General features: G+C 51.8%; 17 protein-coding genes. 8 read left to right on the plus strand and 9 right to left on the minus strand.

The window, feature by feature from the left end; all coding sequences use genetic code 11:
- Nucleotides 1-72: 72 nt before the first annotated feature.
- The 3 genes from fabD to ACQ4M4_RS13710 all read left to right on the plus strand — a co-directional run bounded on the left by fabD (nucleotide 73) and on the right by ACQ4M4_RS13710 (nucleotide 2,067).
- Nucleotides 73-963: an ACP S-malonyltransferase gene (gene fabD, locus ACQ4M4_RS13700; RefSeq protein ID WP_430685053.1), complete on the plus strand. Its 891-nt coding sequence runs from the start codon at nucleotides 73-75 to the stop codon at nucleotides 961-963.
- Nucleotides 964-971: 8 nt separating this feature from the next.
- The gene (locus ACQ4M4_RS13705; protein WP_430685054.1) at nucleotides 972-1,625 is read left to right on the plus strand and encodes a lysophospholipid acyltransferase family protein; all 654 of its coding nucleotides are present in this window, start codon (nucleotides 972-974) and stop codon (nucleotides 1,623-1,625) included.
- Between the two features lie 154 nt (nucleotides 1,626-1,779).
- On the plus strand, nucleotides 1,780-2,067 hold the full coding sequence (locus ACQ4M4_RS13710; protein WP_430685055.1) for a DUF2288 domain-containing protein: 288 nt from the start codon (nucleotides 1,780-1,782) through the stop codon (nucleotides 2,065-2,067).
- A gap of 296 nt (nucleotides 2,068-2,363) precedes the next feature.
- On the opposite strand, the gene ACQ4M4_RS13715 is transcribed toward ACQ4M4_RS13710, so the two are convergent.
- The 4 genes from ACQ4M4_RS13715 to ACQ4M4_RS13730 form a co-directional block, all read right to left on the minus strand.
- Nucleotides 2,364-2,900 carry a YdcF family protein gene (locus tag ACQ4M4_RS13715; RefSeq protein ID WP_430685056.1) on the minus strand — a complete coding sequence of 179 codons (537 nt, stop codon included), beginning with the start codon at nucleotides 2,898-2,900 and terminating at the stop codon, nucleotides 2,364-2,366.
- A 207-nt stretch (nucleotides 2,901-3,107) separates the two neighbouring features.
- Complete coding sequence (locus ACQ4M4_RS13720) at nucleotides 3,108-4,256, minus strand: hypothetical protein (protein WP_430685057.1); 1,149 nt, start codon at nucleotides 4,254-4,256, stop codon at nucleotides 3,108-3,110.
- Nucleotides 4,257-4,467: 211 nt separating this feature from the next.
- Nucleotides 4,468-5,205 (minus strand): precorrin-2 C(20)-methyltransferase, encoded by a 738-nt coding sequence (locus ACQ4M4_RS13725; RefSeq protein WP_430685058.1) that lies wholly within the window; start codon nucleotides 5,203-5,205, stop codon nucleotides 4,468-4,470.
- Nucleotides 5,206-5,278: 73 nt separating this feature from the next.
- Nucleotides 5,279-5,563 carry a hypothetical protein gene (locus tag ACQ4M4_RS13730; RefSeq protein ID WP_430685059.1) on the minus strand — a complete coding sequence of 95 codons (285 nt, stop codon included), beginning with the start codon at nucleotides 5,561-5,563 and terminating at the stop codon, nucleotides 5,279-5,281.
- Between the two features lie 151 nt (nucleotides 5,564-5,714).
- On the opposite strand from ACQ4M4_RS13730, the gene ACQ4M4_RS13735 reads away from it, so the two are divergent.
- Nucleotides 5,715-5,978 carry a helix-turn-helix domain-containing protein gene (locus ACQ4M4_RS13735; protein WP_430685060.1) on the plus strand — a complete coding sequence of 88 codons (264 nt, stop codon included), beginning with the start codon at nucleotides 5,715-5,717 and terminating at the stop codon, nucleotides 5,976-5,978.
- Here the strand turns inward: ACQ4M4_RS13735 and ACQ4M4_RS13740 are convergent.
- The gene (locus tag ACQ4M4_RS13740; RefSeq protein ID WP_430685061.1) at nucleotides 5,975-6,163 is read right to left on the minus strand and encodes a hypothetical protein; all 189 of its coding nucleotides are present in this window, start codon (nucleotides 6,161-6,163) and stop codon (nucleotides 5,975-5,977) included. The genes ACQ4M4_RS13735 and ACQ4M4_RS13740 overlap by 4 nt on opposite strands.
- Before the next feature lie 69 nt (nucleotides 6,164-6,232).
- Here ACQ4M4_RS13740 and ACQ4M4_RS13745 point away from each other — a divergent pair, with 69 nt between their 5' ends.
- From ACQ4M4_RS13745 to ACQ4M4_RS13760, 4 genes are all read left to right on the plus strand, one after another.
- Nucleotides 6,233-6,817: a Uma2 family endonuclease gene (locus ACQ4M4_RS13745; protein WP_430685062.1), complete on the plus strand. Its 585-nt coding sequence runs from the start codon at nucleotides 6,233-6,235 to the stop codon at nucleotides 6,815-6,817.
- A 138-nt stretch (nucleotides 6,818-6,955) separates the two neighbouring features.
- Nucleotides 6,956-7,369: a hypothetical protein gene (locus ACQ4M4_RS13750; protein ID WP_430685063.1), complete on the plus strand. Its 414-nt coding sequence runs from the start codon at nucleotides 6,956-6,958 to the stop codon at nucleotides 7,367-7,369.
- 28 nt (nucleotides 7,370-7,397) lie between these two features.
- Nucleotides 7,398-7,619 (plus strand): DUF433 domain-containing protein, encoded by a 222-nt coding sequence (locus ACQ4M4_RS13755; RefSeq protein WP_430685064.1) that lies wholly within the window; start codon nucleotides 7,398-7,400, stop codon nucleotides 7,617-7,619.
- Between the two features lie 215 nt (nucleotides 7,620-7,834).
- Complete coding sequence (locus ACQ4M4_RS13760; protein ID WP_430685065.1) at nucleotides 7,835-8,491, plus strand: Uma2 family endonuclease; 657 nt, start codon at nucleotides 7,835-7,837, stop codon at nucleotides 8,489-8,491.
- 303 nt (nucleotides 8,492-8,794) lie between these two features.
- On the opposite strand, the gene ACQ4M4_RS13765 is transcribed toward ACQ4M4_RS13760, so the two are convergent.
- The 4 genes from ACQ4M4_RS13765 to ACQ4M4_RS13780 form a co-directional block, all read right to left on the minus strand.
- Complete coding sequence (locus ACQ4M4_RS13765) at nucleotides 8,795-12,823, minus strand: tetratricopeptide repeat protein (RefSeq protein WP_430685066.1); 4,029 nt, start codon at nucleotides 12,821-12,823, stop codon at nucleotides 8,795-8,797.
- A 244-nt stretch (nucleotides 12,824-13,067) separates the two neighbouring features.
- The gene (locus tag ACQ4M4_RS13770) at nucleotides 13,068-16,826 is read right to left on the minus strand and encodes a tetratricopeptide repeat protein (protein WP_430685067.1); all 3,759 of its coding nucleotides are present in this window, start codon (nucleotides 16,824-16,826) and stop codon (nucleotides 13,068-13,070) included.
- Between the two features lie 37 nt (nucleotides 16,827-16,863).
- Entirely contained in the window at nucleotides 16,864-17,988 is a 1,125-nt protein-coding gene (locus tag ACQ4M4_RS13775; RefSeq protein WP_430685068.1) for a hypothetical protein, read from the minus strand.
- Complete coding sequence (locus tag ACQ4M4_RS13780) at nucleotides 17,985-19,280, minus strand: tetratricopeptide repeat protein (RefSeq protein WP_430685069.1); 1,296 nt, start codon at nucleotides 19,278-19,280, stop codon at nucleotides 17,985-17,987. The genes ACQ4M4_RS13775 and ACQ4M4_RS13780 overlap by 4 nt, the downstream gene beginning before the upstream one ends.
- Nucleotides 19,281-19,300: the final 20 nt, after the last annotated feature.

A 19,300-nucleotide genomic window follows, 5' to 3' on the forward strand; every position in this document is an offset into this window, starting at 1 on the left:
ATTGTTGAGGGTTTCACCTCGCTTCTGCACATGCTTCCTGCGTATTGTTGATTCAGGAGTCGCACAACTATTATGACGAAGACAGCGTGGGTCTTTCCTGGCCAGGGTTCACAGGCCATTGGCATGGGAGCAGATTTGGTAGATATGCCAGAGGCGATCGCCAAGTTTCAGCAAGCTGAGCAAATTTTGGGCTGGTCCATTCCCGAGATTTGCCAGAGCGAGGATGATAAAGTATCGCGCACGCTCTACACCCAGCCCTGTCTGTACGTCATCGAAAGCATTTTGGCCGATGCGCTCATCACCAAAGGCCAAAGTCCTGCGGTTGTGGCAGGCCACAGTCTGGGGGAGTACGTTGCCTTATATGCAGCCCGCACCTTTGACTTTGAATCGGGACTGCGCTTAGTACAGCGACGCGCAGAACTGATGGATAGTGCTTCTGAAGGCACAATGGCCGCTCTGATCGGATTCAACCGAGAGGAGCTAGATACCAAGCTCGCCGAAACTCCCAATGTTGTGCTGGCCAACGATAATAATGCAGGTCAAGTGGTGATTTCAGGAACGCCCGAAGCGGTCGATGCGGTGCTTGGCAGCGTCAAGGCGAAGCGTGGGGTCAAGCTGAATGTGAGTGGTGCGTTCCATTCGCCCCTGATGGCCAATGCCGCTGCAGAGTTTCAATCCGTCTTGGAAACAATAGACTTTCAAACAGCGCAGGTTCCGGTCTTGTCCAATGTTGATCCGACCCCGGCAACCGACTCAGCCACCCTCAAAGATCGCCTAGTTCGGCAGATGACAGGCTCTGTTCGGTGGCGCGAAATTTCGCTGAACTTGCCACAGGCTGGCGTTGAGCGTGTGATTGAAGTCGGGCCAGGTAAAGTATTAACAGGTCTAATTAAGCGCACCTGCCCAGACATAGCCCTGGAAAATGTGAGCACGCTGGCCGATGTAGAGCGACTTGTGGGCTGAGTAACCTTGTGAACGATGCGATCGCAATCCGAGAACGAGAGCCAGCAGTTAGCTTGGCGTTGTACCACCTGTTTAAATGGTCGGTGGTTGCCCCGGCTCTACACGTTTACTTTCGTGGGCGCGTCTATGGTACGGAGAATGTCCCCCAGCGTGGCAAAGTGCTCATCGTGGCTAACCATGCCAGCGATTTCGATCCGCCGTTGCTGTCATCCAGTGTGCGGCGTCCCGTCTCCTACATGGCAAAAGAAGAGCTGTTTCGGGTTCCAGGTTTGGGGCCTGCCATTCGCCTGTATGGGGCATATCCGGTCAAGCGAGGCTCTGCCGATCGCAGCGCTATCCGAGCGGCATTGCAGCAGTTAGAAGCGGGATGGGCGGTCGGCATCTTTCTATCGGGAACTCGCACCTCCGATGCGCGGATTGCTGAGGCAAAGCTAGGGGCTGCCATGATTGCCGCCAAGGCCCAGGCTCCGCTGCTGCCTGTTAGCCTTTGGGGCACGCAGGCGATTATCCCCCGAGGGGCAAAGCTGCCACGCCCAGTGCCTGTGACGGTACGAATTGGCTCGTTAATTGCCCCACCTCCACTGGGCGATCGCGCAGCATTGACCTCGGTTACTCAGCAATGTGTGGATGCGATCCATCAGCTCCACGACCTGGGTCGGTAAGGTACGGTCTTAGCGTTGAGGGAGTTGACGGTGCTTATGGTATTCGGCTGAGTGCACTGAAGGACTGGATTCCTGACCATAGGTTGACGTTGTAGCCAATGGCCACAGGTTAAAATAACGATGTTAGGACGTGCAAAAAATTGGGGATGAGTGAATGCACGACTTGAGCGCAGAATTGGCTGGAACAATGGGAGAGGCAGAATGGGATTGGTTAATGCCCCATGCCGATCGCGACGCGTTGCTACTGGTTTCGTCGAAGCTGGATTTGTTAGATGTAGGCGTGGCGATCGCCAGCGATAATGTCGCATCGGTACAGAGTTGGATTGAACAAAAGCTCATTGGCAAACCCAGCCCAGAACAAATCAAGGTTTGGAACTCTGTACCCAACAAGCGGTTCAATGCCCTGATCCTGCAACCTTACGTCCTAGTGCAGGATATTTAATAAATGCAGGAATTGCAGAGTACAAGGTGTTTCAGAAATTGAGCCATCGATATTAGGCCAATTTCGTTCGTACTCACATTTGTAGCCCAGGAGTGAACGCTTTCATCCCCTAGGCTCTTGCGTGTTTCAAGCGTCGCTACCCCATGGGAGCAAGCATGAACCAATCGCGTCGCGAATGAACATCAGTTTTGATTAAGGGCTTTTCTGAGGTTTGCGCGGCGCCCAAACCCCAGAAAAGCCCGTTTTTGCAGGCGCGTTGCGCGCGCAAAAAGCATTCAACTGCGTAAGTCCTGAAGTTAGTGAGTTTGGTCCGTTAAGTAATCGGCAAGCTCGGCTCCGGTGTTGCCTGTGGTCACCCACAGAATCGCACGAGCTGCATCGCGCGCTGCCTTGCTCCACGATTCGGACGTCTGCTCTGAGGGAATGGCGACTGGCTGAAATTCAATGCCCCGGCTGCCAAATACGATCGCTCCAATAATTCGAGCGCGCCGCATGTGGTAGTCAGACGTAATTACGTAAGGCTTTTGGATACCCTTCTGGCGAAAATCGTCAACCAGGGTGGTGAAGTTGGTCACAGTATCCACAGCACGATAGTCCAAATGCAGGCGATCGCTATCAATCCCCGCTTCCGAAAATACCCACTCTACATACTCCGGATTGCTGCCCGAAGAAATCCACACCGGTAAATCGGGGTAGCGTTGGGCAAGCTCTGCTGCAAATTGCTCTCGGCTAGTTGCCCCTCCCAACACCAAAATGGCATCGTGGGGCAGCAACCAGGCCCGCACTTGCTTAACCGCGATCGCCCCCAACAATAGCAATGCCACTACCTGCACAAGAGGAAGCTTCCGTCGTTTATGGGCTGAAGTCGTGCCACACCGCTGGCCGTGCTTAACGAAATTGTGCGATCGCATAGGATTAAAAACGAACTTTACCCCACATCCACCTGGAGGGGTACCCACTCACTGAATGCCACAAGCTAATGCTACAGAGCTTTTGACTCTAACACTCTACACCAATTCCCAAAACTGGCGTCAGGACTGCTATCCCTCTTGTTCTTCTGGTTCCGCAGGTTGGGTCACGCCTTCGCACACATCGGCTGCAACAAACGTGACCGTAACACGATAGGCCTGCTTTCTGCCGTTGCCTTCGTAGGTGAGGGCTTGAGCCTGCTCCAACGCACGCTCATTCAAAAAGGGGTAGCCCGTACTCTGCAACACACTCGGGGCTGGCTCATCCACAACATTGCCGTCGGCATCAACCGCAACACCAATCACCGCTGGCTGAGCATTGCTCAAATCTGCGACACAGGCCTGCCGCGGAATTGGAGCATTGACCTCGGCACTAGGTGCCGATTCAGGACCGTAATTCGCTGGATCGTAATCTTCTCCCATCCAGGTGACTGCACTTGCAAACCAGTTGGTATAGCGTGTTAGGGCATCATCATTGCTGGTGCCGCTAGCATCGTAGGCATAACGTTCGGGACGCTGCTTAACTTCTGCCAATAATTCTTCGGTGACCCCGCTCGCAGGCGTAGGGGTGGCACCCGGGCTAGATTGGCCAATCGTGGCAGGCGTCGTTTGTAAGTCGGCAGCACCCGGTGTGGGGCTGGGCGTGGGTGTTGCAGAACTGCCCGCAATGTTGGGCAAATTCTCACCCGGAGTCAAGGTTGGGGTTGGGGTCGGAGATGGATTGGCAGCTTCTTCGCGGGCAAGTTGCTCTTCTAGCGCCCGCTGCCGTTGCCGCAAGTCAGATTGAGCATTCGAGCGCCCCAAACTAGTCGCAGAGGGCAAACGAGTTCGTGGAACACGAAATGCCGAGGACGACGGAGCCGGCGGCGGCGGCACAAAGAATGGCGGCAGGGTGGGAGAAAGCCGAACGGGCGGCTGGTTGGGAATGGGGCTCAGGGAAAACTCTGGAGACTGGAGCGATGGAGGGCTGTTAAATTCAGGCAAGCTGGGCATCGCTAGCTCGTCGCTGAGGAACTCGGGCAAGCGGCTGCGCTCGGCGGGGGTAAGCTCGATCAGGTCAACAGGACGCTGAATTTCAGCTTCGGTGGTGATGGGCCTGGAGGGTAGCAGCGGCAGCAGCAGCCACAACAATGCATGAACGCCCAAGGAGGCGATCGCCCCCCAAAGCAGCGGTTCGCGCAGGGGGCCGGGCATCGTTCGTTCAGCAAAAGAGTAAGTCATCGCAGCAGTCGAAGCTAAACACTCTAGAGTTTGCAACTGGGCTAGGGGCTGTCACCCATTCAATCTGGAATCTGGATGCACCAACCGGGACAGTTCTTAGGCTGGTTCATCCAAGCAAGGCGAAATCTTCAGCGTGCCAAAGGTTTCACGTTAGTTGGATGCTGGACTCCAGCAAGACAGAGTTGCATCCAACTCCTATCCAGTTTATAAGTTATTGTCCTGGATTGACTTGCACAATCAGCAAGGAAAAGTAGGGAAGTTCTAGCGTTGGGCGATCGCGTAAATCGGCGTAGATGACCTGATTGGGCAGGGTGGCTCGCTCAACCACGTAGCTGTGCTGCAAGAGTTGGTGCCGTTGCAAGACGGCCCATATTTGCTCATACACAGAACTTACCTTCATTAAAACAATGACGTCGGCATGGGCGATCGCAGTTTCCAAATCTGCAACGGTGTAGAGAGCCGGAAGCACCATGAGTCGTTGCGATCGCACGGTGAGCGGCAAACCCATCATTGCTGCTGCCGCCATGGGAGACGAAATGCCGGGAATGGTTTCGACCCGAGCAGTGGGCTGCTGCTGCTGCAACGTTTGCGCCAGGTAGGTAAACGTGCTGTAAAAGCTCACATCCCCTTCCGATACAAACACCACATCTTGCCCCTGGGCCAAATATTGCCACACGTAGCGTGCGGCTTTTTCCCATGCGGCGGTGAGTACCGCATCATCCTGCACATAAGAAAACTCCAGCGCGAGCTGCGTTTGGTGCGATTGCACCCACGGGGCCACAATTTGCTGCGCGACTCCGGGTTTGCCGCCAATGCCAGCCGGAAAGGCCACCACCGCCGCCTGCTGAAGCAGTCGCAACCCCTTGACTGTCAATAGTTCTGGATCTCCGGGGCCTGCCCCAACGCCGTAGAGGGTGCCAATTTTGGGTTGAGCCTGCCTATCGTTCATGACCAACAACAATCCTGAGTTCGCAATTCTCGCTTCAGGATTGTCGCATGGGGTGTGGCGCTCAACTCAGAGCCTATCGCGATTGGCCAAAATTCTGGACAGCAGGGAGTATCTCACCAGGGCCAGAGCTTGATTCAACATGGGCATGGCCACCTGCGCGGATAGGCATTTGCTCGGCTGGGGCTGGGTGGGGTGGGTCAAAGGCAATGATGAACTTGGCAAAGGGCATGTGTCGCTGAAGTGTGGCGAGATATATGCTGGCATCGTTGCGGCGGCGAAACCGAGTCAACGCCTGGTTTTGACAATTGGGCAGCAGGCGGTAGACCACCCACGGATGAAGCTGGTCGTAATAACTCATAGTGGTAGATTGCAAGAAATGAGACACTAAAGCAGGCACGACCACAACTGAATAGGATGTGGAACGACCCGTTAAATTCATGTCTCATTTTGAGGCTTTATTTTGAATATGTCAATCTGAGGCTTCAATATGGGATGTCTATGATCGCCCGATGACTGAACACGACCATTTACAAGAGAATTCCAAAGCTTCTCCTATCGAGTCCTTGCGAATAGAGCGCACAAAGCTCACTCAAGATGAGCTTGCAGTTCGCTGTGGAATTCCTCGTTCAACTTATCAGCGTTGGATTGCTGGCAGAACTGAGGCCAAGCTAAGCCTCACGCAATTGAAGGCACTTTGCCAAGAGTTAGGGATTGAACGAGTAGACGAGTTGCCGGATGGATTTTGCCCCAGGTTGAGCGATCGCCCTCCTTAATCTTGATGCTCCACGGTATCGGGCATTTGTTGAATCATTTCCATCGTGCGGACGCTCACGGTGCAGATCCGTTGCAGCAACTCGATGACGTGTTCTTTGTATCCGTTGAAGAGCATCAATTCGTGTGGCGGAAGGGGGCCGACCCGTATCGAGTACAGTTGGCGGAGGGATCCCAATGACAGCATCGGTTTGACTTAACGATGCACGATACTATTGAGAGGATAGCCCGGTAGGAAATCTGAAAGGTGAGTGCGATGGTTCAAGCACAACCGACTCCTTCCTTAGAGTCCTTTCCCCAACGTCGGTGGACGGTGGATGAGTATCATCGCATGATTGCCGCTGGGATTCTCACGCCGCGCGATCGCGTTGAGCTATTGGACGGGCACATCATCGAAATGGTACCGCAGGAACCGCCCCACGCTTCGACGACCTCCAGTGTTGGCAACGATTTTGTACTGTTATTTGCGGGGAAAGCTTGGGTGCGGCAGCAGTTGCCCATCACCATCACACCCAATTCAGAACCAGAGCCAGACATTGCCGTTGTGAAACTCAATGACCGACGGTATCGCGATCGCCATCCAGTTTCAGAAGAGGTTTACCTGCTGATTGAAGTGGCAGATTCGAGCTTGACTTACGATCGCGATCGCAAAGCTCAAGTCTATGCAAAAGCGAATATTCCCGAATATTGGGTGATTGATGTTAACCAACGGCAAGTCCTTGTTTTTCGTGAACCTCAAGAAGATACCTATCAAGTGAAACAAGTTTTGGAAATGACGGATTCGATCGCCCCTGTCGCCTTTCCAGAGATCACAATCACGCTAGCCGATCTGTTTGTTTAGAAGCGATCGCCGAGGTTGGCAGAAGTGCCTGGAGGAGCATTGTGTTGAATTGAAGGGACATCGACTGGTGTGGCGGAAAGATGCTGACCCGTATCGAGTGAGATTAGGTTATACGTTGCTTTGGCTCCCACTCCTCCAATGATGAGCAAGGATGATTTTGAGAAACATTTAGAAAGCCTACTGCTGCTGAATCCGGAAGTTATTTTTTGGGAGCCGATCAATGCTCGTGGTACTAACGGAAAAAGAATGATAGCAGCCGGATTAGACCTTGCTAAATCCATTATGAAAAGAGATGCCTGGGCGAGCTGTTTTCTTAAACAATGGGAAGCAATTGAAGCGGCAGCAGAAAATTTAGGCTGTATAGACCGTTTGCATATTTGGCCAGATCAAGAGTTGAAAGGTTATGTTGATTTATCAATCTTAGATTACTGGTGGTACAAGCCAACTGTTGAAAAATGGAATGGTATTGAAACTGTAGATTGCCAAGATAGAAAGTCGCCTTCACGTCAGACTCAACTGCCTCTTCTAAAACTGCCTCTTCTAAATTTGTAAGCTAGCATCTCACTATGGCAAAAACCTATTGCAGCGCATCACTCACAACCCAGATATCTGTCATGGGAAACCTTGTATTCGTGAGTTGCGTTACCCGGTTGAGTTTATTCTTAAACTTCTGAGTTCTGGCATGACAACTGAAGAAATCCTTGCCGACTACGAAGATCTCGAATCAGACGACATTCTTGCCGTTCTGCTGTTCGCGGCTCGTCTTAGTCAGGTCAAGAGCATTCACAAGCTGGCATCATGAAATTTCTCGTTGATGCCCAACGTCCCCGTAGTTTCGCCAACGCTCTCCAACCCTAGAATCCGAAAATCACAAGCAGCACCGAGACGATCATCGCAGCTTAAGTTTGAGGAATTGTAGGTTCGCTCATCTATCGGGCCACTCCCCCGTAGCGCCAGAAGGTCGGCTTCCTTCTTCAACCGCCCTATCATAGAACCAGGATTTGAGTGGTTTCTGTCATGGCCAACCTGAATGCTGATACGATCGCCCCCCCAACGCCCATCGGCGAAAAGCGCGTCACCCTTAACAACATCAGCTGGGAGTCCTACGAAAAGATATTGGAAGCGCTTGGGGAAGGGCGATCGGCACGGTTGGTATATTACAAGGGTGTGTTGGAGATCATGACTCCGTTAGAAGCGCATGACAATCCCAGTGGGTTGATCGGTCAATTTATCGAAATTCTGACGGAAGAGTTAGACTTCACGCTCAAGACCATGGAATCAACCACGCTCAATCGTCCTGATCTGGCAACAGGAGCAGAGCCGGATAAAGGATATTACATTCAGAATGAACCTTTAGTGCGCGGAAAAATTGTGGATCTTGCGATAAATCCGCCGCCCGATTTAGTGTTAGAAGTTGATATTACCAACACGGATCTCAACAAAAATAAGATTTACGCTGCCCTTGGGGTACCTGAGCTTTGGCGTTTTAATGGCAGAGTTCTTAAAATCTATCAACTTCAAGCCGAGGAATATCAAGAAGTTGAAACGAGTCCAACCTTTCCCAACGTTCCAAAAGAGAGGCTTTACCAGTTTCTAAATGAATGCGCTCAGCTGGGAGAAACCCAGGCCAAGCGCAACTTACGACAATTGTTAAGTAATAAAACGGTTGGATAATTCTGAGCCCTAGAAAGCTCATTCTCTCGTTTGATCATTTGGCAGGATTTAAAAAATGGTTGAACAATTTGGCCTATTTTCGGTGGTTCCTCAGTCCAATTTCTTGATAAAACGGTTGAACAATTTATCAAGGCTTTACCCAAAGCAGCTTTCAAGCCCTGCGCTTTAGACGATAGCTGTTTTACATTTGGGGAGTCATCGTTTTTCACTCATCACTACCAAAGAACTATTTGCAATGCTTTCAAATCACGGTTTGGAGTCTTAAGAAGAAAGAAATTGCAGTATAACCTCCGAATTCCCTTTTCAATCTAAGAGTCGCCAATTACCGGAGTTGATGAAGGGAGCCCAATAGTAGGGATGAGCGGTTGCTTCCCGGTTCAGCATCGCTAACTGTGTTTGCCGCAACGCCTCACTACGTCCCATGCCTAACAGCAGGTTTTGGTAATATTCCACCATCAAATCACGGGTGGTATTATCCTGCACCTGCCACAAACTAATCAGTTGGCTTTGTGAGCCTGCTAGCACTAAGGCCCGTCGCAAGCCATAGACTCCCTCTCCTAACGAGAGGTCTCCTAGGCCCGTATCACAAGCAGATAGAGCGACCAGTTGAGTTCCTAATAGATTCAGATTGCTGACTTCCAGAGCACTGACGATGCCATCTTCTCCGGTACCACTTTGCCCGACGTTCACGCCTGACAGGACTAGCCCAGAGCGCAGCAGTGGATTGTCCGTCAACACAACCTCTTGCGAGCCAAGGGATTCAAAGAAGCCGTGGGTGGCAATATGCAAGATGCGAGGACGATTTACTTGCCGTAATGCGGCTTCTGTAGCAGCTTGTTGTTGCAAATTCAGGATTTGGGAAGGAGGCAGACGTAAGGTTTGGGCAAGTTGGGTCGCAATTGCATCTGCTTCTTCAGCCGTTGCCATTAATGGGGGCCAAGCGCGCTCCCGCAGGTCAATAAAACGAGTGGGAGTTTGAGCGATATCGAAACTGCCAGGCTGCTCAAAAATGGGATGCGCTAGGATCACTGGACTGGTTTGTGGGGTAGCAGTCGCTTGTGCCTGGAGTCGGAGCAAGTCTCGACCCGAGGTGAGGTAGGTGAGGGTGTAGTTTTCCACCAGGTAGCGCCCCGTTTCATCCACCAACGCTTCAAAGGGAATCAGGTTGAAGGCACCATCAGGAGAAATCAGCAAGTGGTTGGTGTCTCCCAATCGCGCTCGAATGGGTGCCATGACGCGAGCATCGAGTGCTTGTGCTGCTTCTTTGACATCCGCCACAGGGTAACCAGGATTACGAAGTCCTTGCTGTAAATTTGCAATTAACGGGTCAATCTCAGCGGCAGACCCTAAATCAATCCCATCAACGGTGCCATCTGAACGCAGGAGATAGGCAGCATAGCGAGCCTCTCCAAAGCGATTACTGCTTGGTGCTTGAGGGTCAAAAACGCGATATCGGACTAGTTCAACCAGGGTAGTGTGCGGTGGCAGTAGAGCCTGGATAGTTGGAATATCGATGGGTTGATTGAGGGCTTGAAACTGGCTGCTGCGACGGGAGAGTTGAGCTTCGAGAGATTGAATTTCCGCCTCCAGATTGGCAACTTGAGTGCGGTATTGCTCCAGGGGTAACGCCTCTGGACGGTTGAAGACTAGAGTGGAGAGTTGCGTTCGCTTAATATTGAGGTCATTAAGTAGCGTTTGGCTGTTGGGGTCGAGTTGCTCTCGCAGAATCTGCTGGCTGTTGGTGAAGAGGTCGAGCAACCGTCCTTTGCGCTGGAGGATAGTTGTGAGTGCTAGTTGAGCAGCAGATGGATCATTGGGTAGAGATTGGAGGTGTAGCGAGATGGCGACATACGTCGTGGCTGTAAAGGTGGTTAGGAAGTTTTGTTTATATGACTCCGAACCAACCAGCAGATTGAGGTTTAAGTTGGCTTCTTCTATGACCAGGCTTCGCTGCAAAAAACTGAGGGTGGAGGTGAGATTACGTTGTGCCCACAAGAAGGTTGCTAGGTTGGTGAGGCTAGTAGCTACATTCGGGTGTTCTTCTCCTAACGCTTGTTCCCAAATTGCGAGAGACCTCAGGAAGAGGGGTTCTGCCTGAGCATAGTTACCCTGATCTCGGTAGAGCCCTGCTAAGTTGTTGAGGCTTTGTGCGATATATGGGTGACTGGTTCCGAGTACTTGTTCAAAGATCGCGAGGGAGCGTTGGAAGAGAGGTTCTGCTAGGGCATAATTGCCCTGCTCCTGGTAAAGATTTGCCAAATTGTTGAGGCTAACGGCTATATCTGGGTGATTAGTCCCCAGGGCTTTTTCAAAGATTGTGAGGGACTTTAGGAAGAGGGGTTCCGCTTGAGCATAGTTGCCCTGATCCTGGTAGAGCAGTGCCAAGTTGTTGAGGCTAGTGGCTACGTCTAGGTGATTGAAGCCTAGCAATCGCTCCCGAATTGCAAGAGAGCGTTGAAAGAGGGGTTCTGCCAAGTTATAGTTGCCCTGATTTTGGTAAAGACTTGCCAGATTGCTGAGGGTGATGGCTACATCCGGGTGATTTTCTCCCAGCACTTGTTCCCGAATCGTGAGGGATCGTTGGAAGAGGGGTTCTGCCAGAGCATAATTGCCTTGATCCAGGTAGAGCCCTGCCAGGTTGTTGAGGCTAATGGCCACATATGAGTGACTGTCGCCTAGTGTTTGTTCAGAGATCGTGAGGGATCGTTGGAAGAGGGATTCTGCCAGCGCATAGTTGCCCTGCTCGTGGTAAAGATTTGCCAGATTGTTGAGGGTGATGGCTACATCCGGGTGATTTTCTCCCAGCACTTGTTCCCGAATCGTGAGCGATCGCTGATAGAAGGGTTCTGCTTGAGCATAGTTACTCTGTTCTTGGTAGAGACTTGCCAGGTTGCTGAGGCTAGTGGCCACATCTGGGTGACTCGAGCCTAGCAATTGTTCCCGAATTGCAAGGGATCGTTGGAGGAGCTGTTCTGCTTGGATATAGCTCCCCTGAACATAGTAGAGCACTGCCAGATTGTTGAGGCTGGCGGCTACATCCGGATGATTTTCTCCTAGCACTTGTTCCTGGATCGCGAGCGCCCGCTGATAGAGGGGTTCTGCTTGCGCGTAGTTGCCCTGTGCCCGGTAGATCTCTGCCAGGTTGTTGAGACTAGTCGCCACATTGGGGTGGTTACCGCCCAGCGCTTGTTCCCAAATAGCGAGCGATCGCTGGTAGAGGGATTCTGCCTGGTCATAACTACTCTGAGATCGGTAGAGCTCTGCCAGGTTGTTGAGACTCTGAGCTACATCCGGATGATTGGCACCTAGTGTTTGTTCCCGAATTGCAAGGGATCGTTGGAAGAGCAGTTCTGCTTGAGTGTAGTTGCCCTGCACATAATAGAGCGCTGCCAGGTTGTTGAGGCTTTGTGCTAGATAAGGGTGATTTTCTCCCAACGCTTGTTCATAAATAGTGAGCGCTAGTTTGAAGAGGGGTTCTGCCTGAGCATAGTTACCCTGATCTCGGTATAGCTCTGCTAGGTTGTTGAGGCTAGTAGCCACATCCGGGTGATTTTCTCCCAGTGCTCGTTCCCGAATTGCAAGCGCTTGCCGATAGAGGGGTTCTGCCTGGGCATAGTTACCCTGAACATGGTAAAGCAATGCTAATCTGTTGAGGTTAGTAGCCACGTCCGGGTGATTTTCTCCCAGCGCTTGTTTCTGGATTTCGAGCGACCGCCGATAGAGCGGTTCTGCCTGAGTATAGCTACCCTGAGCCCGATAAAGTTCTGCCAAGTTGTTGAGGCTGGTCTCTATAAGCGGATGATTTTCTCCCAGCGCTTGTTCAAAGATGTAGAGCGATCGCTCTGCCAATGGAATCGCCTCTTCATAGCGTCCAGCTTGATAAAGGACAACCACTTGCTGATTGAGTTGGCTCGCTTCAGCTAAGGCTTGGTTTGTTTCTGTTGCCGCTTGCTGTTTTAATTGGTAGCTACCCGTTGCACCTGCACCATACGTCTTAGCAATAATGGTGTATGCACCTGCGGTCGGTAGCGTCATCACGAGCGTCGAGTTTGTTCCTGACATCCCATCGTCTTGTTCTCCAGTTCTCCCCTCAAAAGTGGGTGTCTGGTAGTAGCTGCCATCTCGCAATGTAGGGCTATTCTGATCCATCTGCCCTGTGATGAAAATCGGTGAGTTGGGGGTGAGGGCCTGAGCAATTAAAGACGACTCGGGGAGCTGTATTGGGATAGAAGCTTGAGAAGAAGCGACTGATGATGTCCCTACCCAAGTGGAACTAACGACACCAATGAATCCTTGTCCAATCCAGCGGAGTAGTGGTTTAACGCGACTCATTCTGATCCCTCATATTCACCCTGTCCTACCCTGGATACACAAGCGTTTATTGCCTCTTTCCAAAAATTATAAAGAGGATTTCAGGGTAATTCAGCCAGCGAATTCAGAGATGCACTGGACCACGGGCACAGAGGATGGCGATCGCATGCTCTTGTAAAAGAGCAAACACCTTCAGGGCGATACGGTAAGCAGTGAGAGCACTTTGAGCGGGGAGAGCCACAATCGGATACACGGCCAATAACTATTAAGGTGCAATGGGTTGCCAGTCACCGGAGTTGATGAAGGGAGCCCAATAGTAGGGATGAGCGGTTGCTTCCTGGTTCAGCATGGCTAACTGCGTTTGCCGTAGAGCCTCACTGCGTCCCATGCCTGACAGCAGGTTTTGATAATATTCCACCATCAAATCACGGGTGGTATTATCCTGCACCCGCCACAAACTGATCAGTTGGCTCTGTGACCCTGCCAATACTAATGCCCGTCGCAATCCATAGACTCCCTCTCCTAACGAGAGATCTCCGAGTCCTGTCTCGCAAGCAGATAGAACCACCAGTTGAGTGCCCAACAGATTCAGGTTGCTGACTTCGAGTGCACTGACGATGCCATCTTCTCCGGTACCACTTTGCCCAACCTTCACCCCTGACAGTACCAGCCCAGAGCGCAGCAGTGGATTGTCCGTCAATACAACCTCTTGCGAGCCACGGGATTCAAAGAAGCCGTGGGTGGCAATATGCAATATGCGAGGACGATTCACTTGCTTTAATGCGGCTTCTGTAGCAGCTTGTTGTTGCAAATTCAGGATTTGGGCAGGAGGCAGACGTAAGGTTTGGGCAAGTTGAGTCGCAATGGCATTGGCCTCACCCTCCGTTGCCATTAAGTCAGACCAGGTGCGTTCCCTCAGGTCAATGAAGCGAGTGGGAGTTTGAGCGATATCCGAACTGCCAGGGCGTCCAAAGATGGGGTTCGCCAGCAGAACAGGATTGGTTTGGGGTGCGGCAGTGGCTTGTGCCTGGAGTCGGAGCAAGTCTCGACCCGAGGTGAGGTAGGTGAGGGTATAGTTTTCCACGAGGTAGCGCCCTGTTTCATCCACCATTGCCTCAAAGGGCATCAGGTTGAAGGCACCATCAGGAGAAATCAGCAGGTGGTTGGTGTCTCCCAATCGCTCTCGAATCGGTGCCATGACGCGAGCATCGAGTGCTTGAGATGCTTCTTTGACTTGCTCTACGGTGAAACCAGGCTTGCCTTGATCATCATAATTGCCGAGTGAGCGCTGTAAGTCTTCAATCAACGGGTCAATCTCAGCGGCAGACCCCAAATCAAGCCCATCAACGATGCCATCAGCTTGCAGCAGATAAGCAGCATAGCGGGCTTCTCCAAAACGGTTATTGATAGATGCTTGAGGGTCAAAGACGCGATAGCGGACTAGTTCAACCAGAGCAGTTTGCGCTGGAAGTAGAGCCTGGATAGTGGGAATATCGATAGGTTGATTGAGGGCTCGAAACTGGCTGCTGCGACGTGAGAGTTGAGCTTCGAGTTGTTGAATTTCCGATTCAAGAGTGGCAACCTGAATGCGGTATTGTTCCAGGGGTAACGCCTCTGGACGGTTGAAGACTAGCGTGGAGAGTTGCGTGCGTTTAGCAGTGAGGTCATTAAGCAGCGTTTGACTGTCGGGGTCGAGTTGCTCGCGCAGAATCTGCTGGCTGTTGGTGAAGAGGTCGAGCAGCCGTCCTTTGCGCTGGAGGATAGTTGTGAGTGCTAGTTGAGCAGCAGGCAGATCATCGGGCAGAGATTGGAGGTGTAGCGAGATGGCAGCAGACGTAGTGCCTACAAAGGCGGCCAGGAAGTTTTGTTTATAGGACTCCGAACCATTGATGAGGTTGAGATTGAAGTTAACTTCTTCAACGGCTAGACTTCGCTGCAAGAAGCTGAGGGTAGAGGTGAGGTTATTTTGCGCCCATGAGAGAGCTGCCAGGTTGTTGAGGCTAGTCGCCATATTCGGGTGATGGGTTCCTAGCGCTTGTTCCAAAATAGAGAGCGATCGCTGGTAGAGGGGTTCTGCCTGAGCATCGTTGCCCTGATCCTGGTAGAGCCGTGCCAGGTTGTTGAGACTAGCGGCCACATTAGGGTGGTTGCCGCCTAGCGCTTGTTCCAAAATAGAGAGCGATCGCTGGTAGAGGGGTTCTGCCTGAGCATCGTTGCCCTGATCCTGGTAGAGCCGTGCCAGGTTGTTAAGGCTTGTGGCCACATCGGGGTGGTTGGCGCCCAGCGCTTGTTCACTAATAAAGAGCGATCGTTGGTAGAGGGGTTCTGCCTGAGCATCGTTGCCCTGAATCCGGTAGAGCTCTGCCAGGTTGTTGAGGCTAGTCGCCACACTGGGGTGGTTGGATCCCAGCGCTTGCTCCCAAATAAAGAGTGATCGCTGGTAGAGGGGTTCTGCCTGAGCATAGCTGCCCTGATCCCGGTAGAGACTTGCCAGGTTGTTGAGGCTATTAGCCACGTCCGGGTGATTAGCTCCTAACGCTTGTTCCCGAATAGAGAGCGATCGCTGGTAGAGGGGTTCTGCCTGAGCATAGTTGCCCTGATCCCCGTAGAGACTTGCCAGGTTGTTGAGGCTAGTTGCCACACTGGGGTGATTAGCTCCCAGAGCTTGTTCCCAAATAGAGAGCGATCGTTGAAAGAGGAGTTCTGCCTGAGCATAGCTGCCCTGATCCCGGTAGAGACTTGCCAGGTTGTTGAGGCTATTAGCCACGTCCGGGTGATTGGCGCCCAGCGCTTGTTCACTAATAGAGAGCGATCGTTGGTAGAGGGGTTCAGCCTGAGCATAGTTGCCCTGATCCCGGTAGAGACTTGCCAGGTTGTTGAGGCTATTAGCCACGTCCGGGTGATTAGCTCCTAACGCTTGTTCCCGAATAGAGAGCGATCGCTGGTAGAGGGGTTCTGCTTGAGCATAGTTGCCCTGATCCTGGTAGAGGATTGCCAGGTTGTTGAGGCTAGTTGCCACACTGGGGTGATTAGCTCCCAGAGCTTGTTCCCAAATAGAGAGCGATCGCCGATAGAGAGGTTCAGCTTGAACATAGTTGCCCTGATCCCGGTAGAGTTCTGCCAGGTTGTTGAGGCTGGTGGCTACATTGGGGTGGTTGTTGCCCAGCGCTTGTTCCCAAATAGAGAGCGATCGCCGGTAGAGGGGTTCTGCTTGAGCATAGTTGCCCTGATCCTGGTAGAGGCTTGCCAGCCCGTTGAGGCTTTGTGCCACATTGGGGTGGTTGCTGCCCAGCGCTTGTTCCCGAATAGAAAGCGATCGTCGGTAGAGGGGTTCTGCCTGAGCATAGTTGCCCTGTAACCGGTAGAGATTTGCCAGGTTGTTGAGGCTACTGGCCACACTGGGGTGGTTGCTGCCCAGCGCTTGTTCCCGAATAGAGAGTGCTCGCTCTGCCAACGGAATTGCGTCTGCATAGCGTCCAGCTTGATGAAGTTCAATCACTTGCTGATTGAGTTGTCTTGCTGCAGCTAAGGCTTGATCGATCTCGGTTGCTACTCGCCGTTCTAGCCTGTAGCCACCTCCTGTACCAGCACCATAAGCTATGGCAACAATGGTATATACACCTGTGGAGGGTAAGGTGATCGTAATCGTCGAGTTTGTTCCTGTCCCCCCATCGTTGTCTCCAGCAACGATCTCATCTTCAGGGCTGGCCAACATGAGGTAGGTATCAAACTCTTCACTGCTTAGGTCAATGACGATCTGCTCTCCAGCCCTCCCCTCAAAGGTATGTGCGTGATAGTGGCGGCCATCTGGCAGTGTAGGACTATTGGCATCTAAACGCCCAGTAATGGTTGTGGAGGCAGCAGACTCCGTTGGCATTACCTGAGCGATCGCAAATGGATGCTCTGATTTGCTTGTTGGAGAAGAGTTTGAAGCGATCGCTGGGGTGGCTAACCAAAGTCCACCAATCAAACCTAGAAAAACTTGGTGCCAAAGGACGTGGCTTAGTAACCAATAGCGATTCATGATGAATTTGTTAAGGGTAGATATCAGACCATCTAGTTTAGGGAGCAGTGCTTTGCCGCTCTAAGGCGGATGCGGGTAAGCGAGATTGGGAGTCTTCGAGCAGCCGCTTTAGGCTTTGCAGTTGCTGTTGAACCTCTGGCAGCGATGCATCTAAAAGTTGGCGGTAGTTGGCTTCAGCGGCCTGAAGCCAAATGACCGCTTCAGCATAATTGGCAACACTACGTGCTACTAACCCCAAACGCTCTTGGAGATTCGCTTGCTGCTCCAGGTCATCTGCATCAGTTAAACCGAGAGCACGGTTATATTGTTCCCGTGCCTGTCTGGTTAGACCAATCTGTTCATAGATTGACCCCTGCAATTGATAGACAGCAGCACTCTGCGTACCACTCTGGATTTGTGTCGTTAAGACGGCGATCGCATTTTGATTGAGGTTGTGGTTGCGGTAGGCTTGAGCGATAGCCAGAGTATGTGCGGTAGGATCGAGGGCTAATGCTTCAATTTGAGCTAATTCTTGATTGACGCGGCTAACTTCTGCCTCCGTCAAAATCCTAAAGGTAGGCGGCACTGAACCACTTGGATTTGACAACAAACCTCGATCCGTTTCCACCGTGATTTCATAGGTGCGACCCGTTTCCAATGATTCTGTGTATTGTGCTGTGGTTGCGGTGAGGCGATCGCTTTCCCATGAGAAGCCCCCTAAGCCTCGAATTCTGACTCGGTAAGTATTTGCATTCGGAACGCCACTCCAGGCGATGTCAATGCTTCCTGGCAACAGTGCTGTGTTGCGCGGGGTAATGATGTAGGGACGGTTTTCATCAATGGGAGAACGAGTTGGACCCGTTGAACGACTCGGAAAAACTCTAGGCGCACAGCGGTCAGACATCTGTGCTTCGCCTGCCGAAATTGTCCATGTCATCCAATTGGCATTGGCATCCAGGCAGGTGATTGTTACAAACGATTGGTTGCCGACTCGAACCCGATGATTAGGGCTGAGTTCTTGATACCGTCTAGCACGACCCCAAAACAAAGAAAATTGGCCTTTGACCTCTACCCTTCCGGAAAGATTGGAAATGGTGACGTTGTTTGCCTGAGCAGGCAAGGAGATGGCAAAGGGCAAACCCAAACCGAGTAGACAGGTGAACAAAAAAAACTTCCAGGTCATAAGGTTGTGTCGGGAGAAGGGCAACTTTTTCCGTGTGCTTGTAAGCGCTGTTGGGCTTGGTGAAGCCATTGATCTTCTTCAAGGATTGGAGCGCGACGACGCTCAAGGCGCTCAATGCCTTGTTGGCAGCATTCCTGCCATTGTTGGAGGCTGTCGCTTGGTCTATCCTGTTGTTCGAGTACCTGTGCTAGTAAACAATGGGCAGCAGCGCTACTCCGGACGCGTTGTTGAGTATTGTTGATACTGGCAATCTCGATCGCACTTTCTAAAGCCGCTTCAGCATCTTGAAAATAGCCCTGCGAGAAGCGTGCCCAACCCAAGTTTTTGTAGAGATTAAATTCTTCTTCTGGCTTAATCTCTGTTCGATTGCGTAAGAAGAGCCCATCCTGAAGCAAGATAACGGCTTCTTGGTACTTCTCCTCCTGAATCAAGAGCCGCGCTAAATTGTTGTGAGCTTCTACTAGTCCTTGGCTGGAAGCAATCTGGTAAAACTCCTTTGCCTCATCTAGCCTCAGCCAGTCTTCGTAAACGAGCCCCAAGTTGTAATGGGCCTCTGCATGGTCAGAATCTAGGGCGATCGCCTGCCGATAATGCTGCTCTGCTTGGCGAAGATGCCTGCCGTAGTAAAGATCTAAGCCACGCCGGTTATAAAAATCGGCGATCGCTGGCAAGCTACACCAAAGACCAACAATGCCACCTAAAAGCACGAGGGTTGAACCAAGCTTCGCCTCTTCCTGCCAATGTTTAGGAATTCCAAGTTTGGTGAAAAGTTGTTCGATTCCTTTCTGGCCTGCTTCTGTTAAATCACTGCGGGCTTTTAGAAACGCTAGTAGGGACGGAAGGATGACAGCCGCCGTTCCGGTGACCCCTAGGCCAACACTGAGGAATCGATTTGCAATATTCAGCAAAAGGGCCAGGATGACTGTCCAGCTTCCTAAAGTGAGGAGCTTAAAGAGCCAATCACCGCGATCGCGCTGGTGAACAGCAGGTTCATCGTCTAGATGCCACCACCAATGTGCAGCTGCATCAGGATGCATGGAACGGTAAGCGGGTAGCTCTTCTTGAATCGCTTGATAAATTCGCTGTTTGTGCTCTTTGAACTTGGCGTCCAGAGCTTTTAACCAAAGCAAGCGATCGCTTGAAATGGGATATTGCTCCGTCAATGCCTGATGAACTGCATCACGGGCACAGAGGATAGCGATCGCCTGCGCCTCTGACAGTTCCTCTGACAGATCCAGAACTTGCAGGGCGGTACGGTAAGCAGTGAAAGCAGATTGAACGGGAAGAGCCATAACTGAGTAAAACAGCCAAC

The sequence above is a fragment of the Leptolyngbya sp. AN02str genome (assembly GCF_050565595.1).
Lineage (GTDB): Bacteria > Cyanobacteriota > Cyanobacteriia > Elainellales > Elainellaceae > Kaiparowitsia.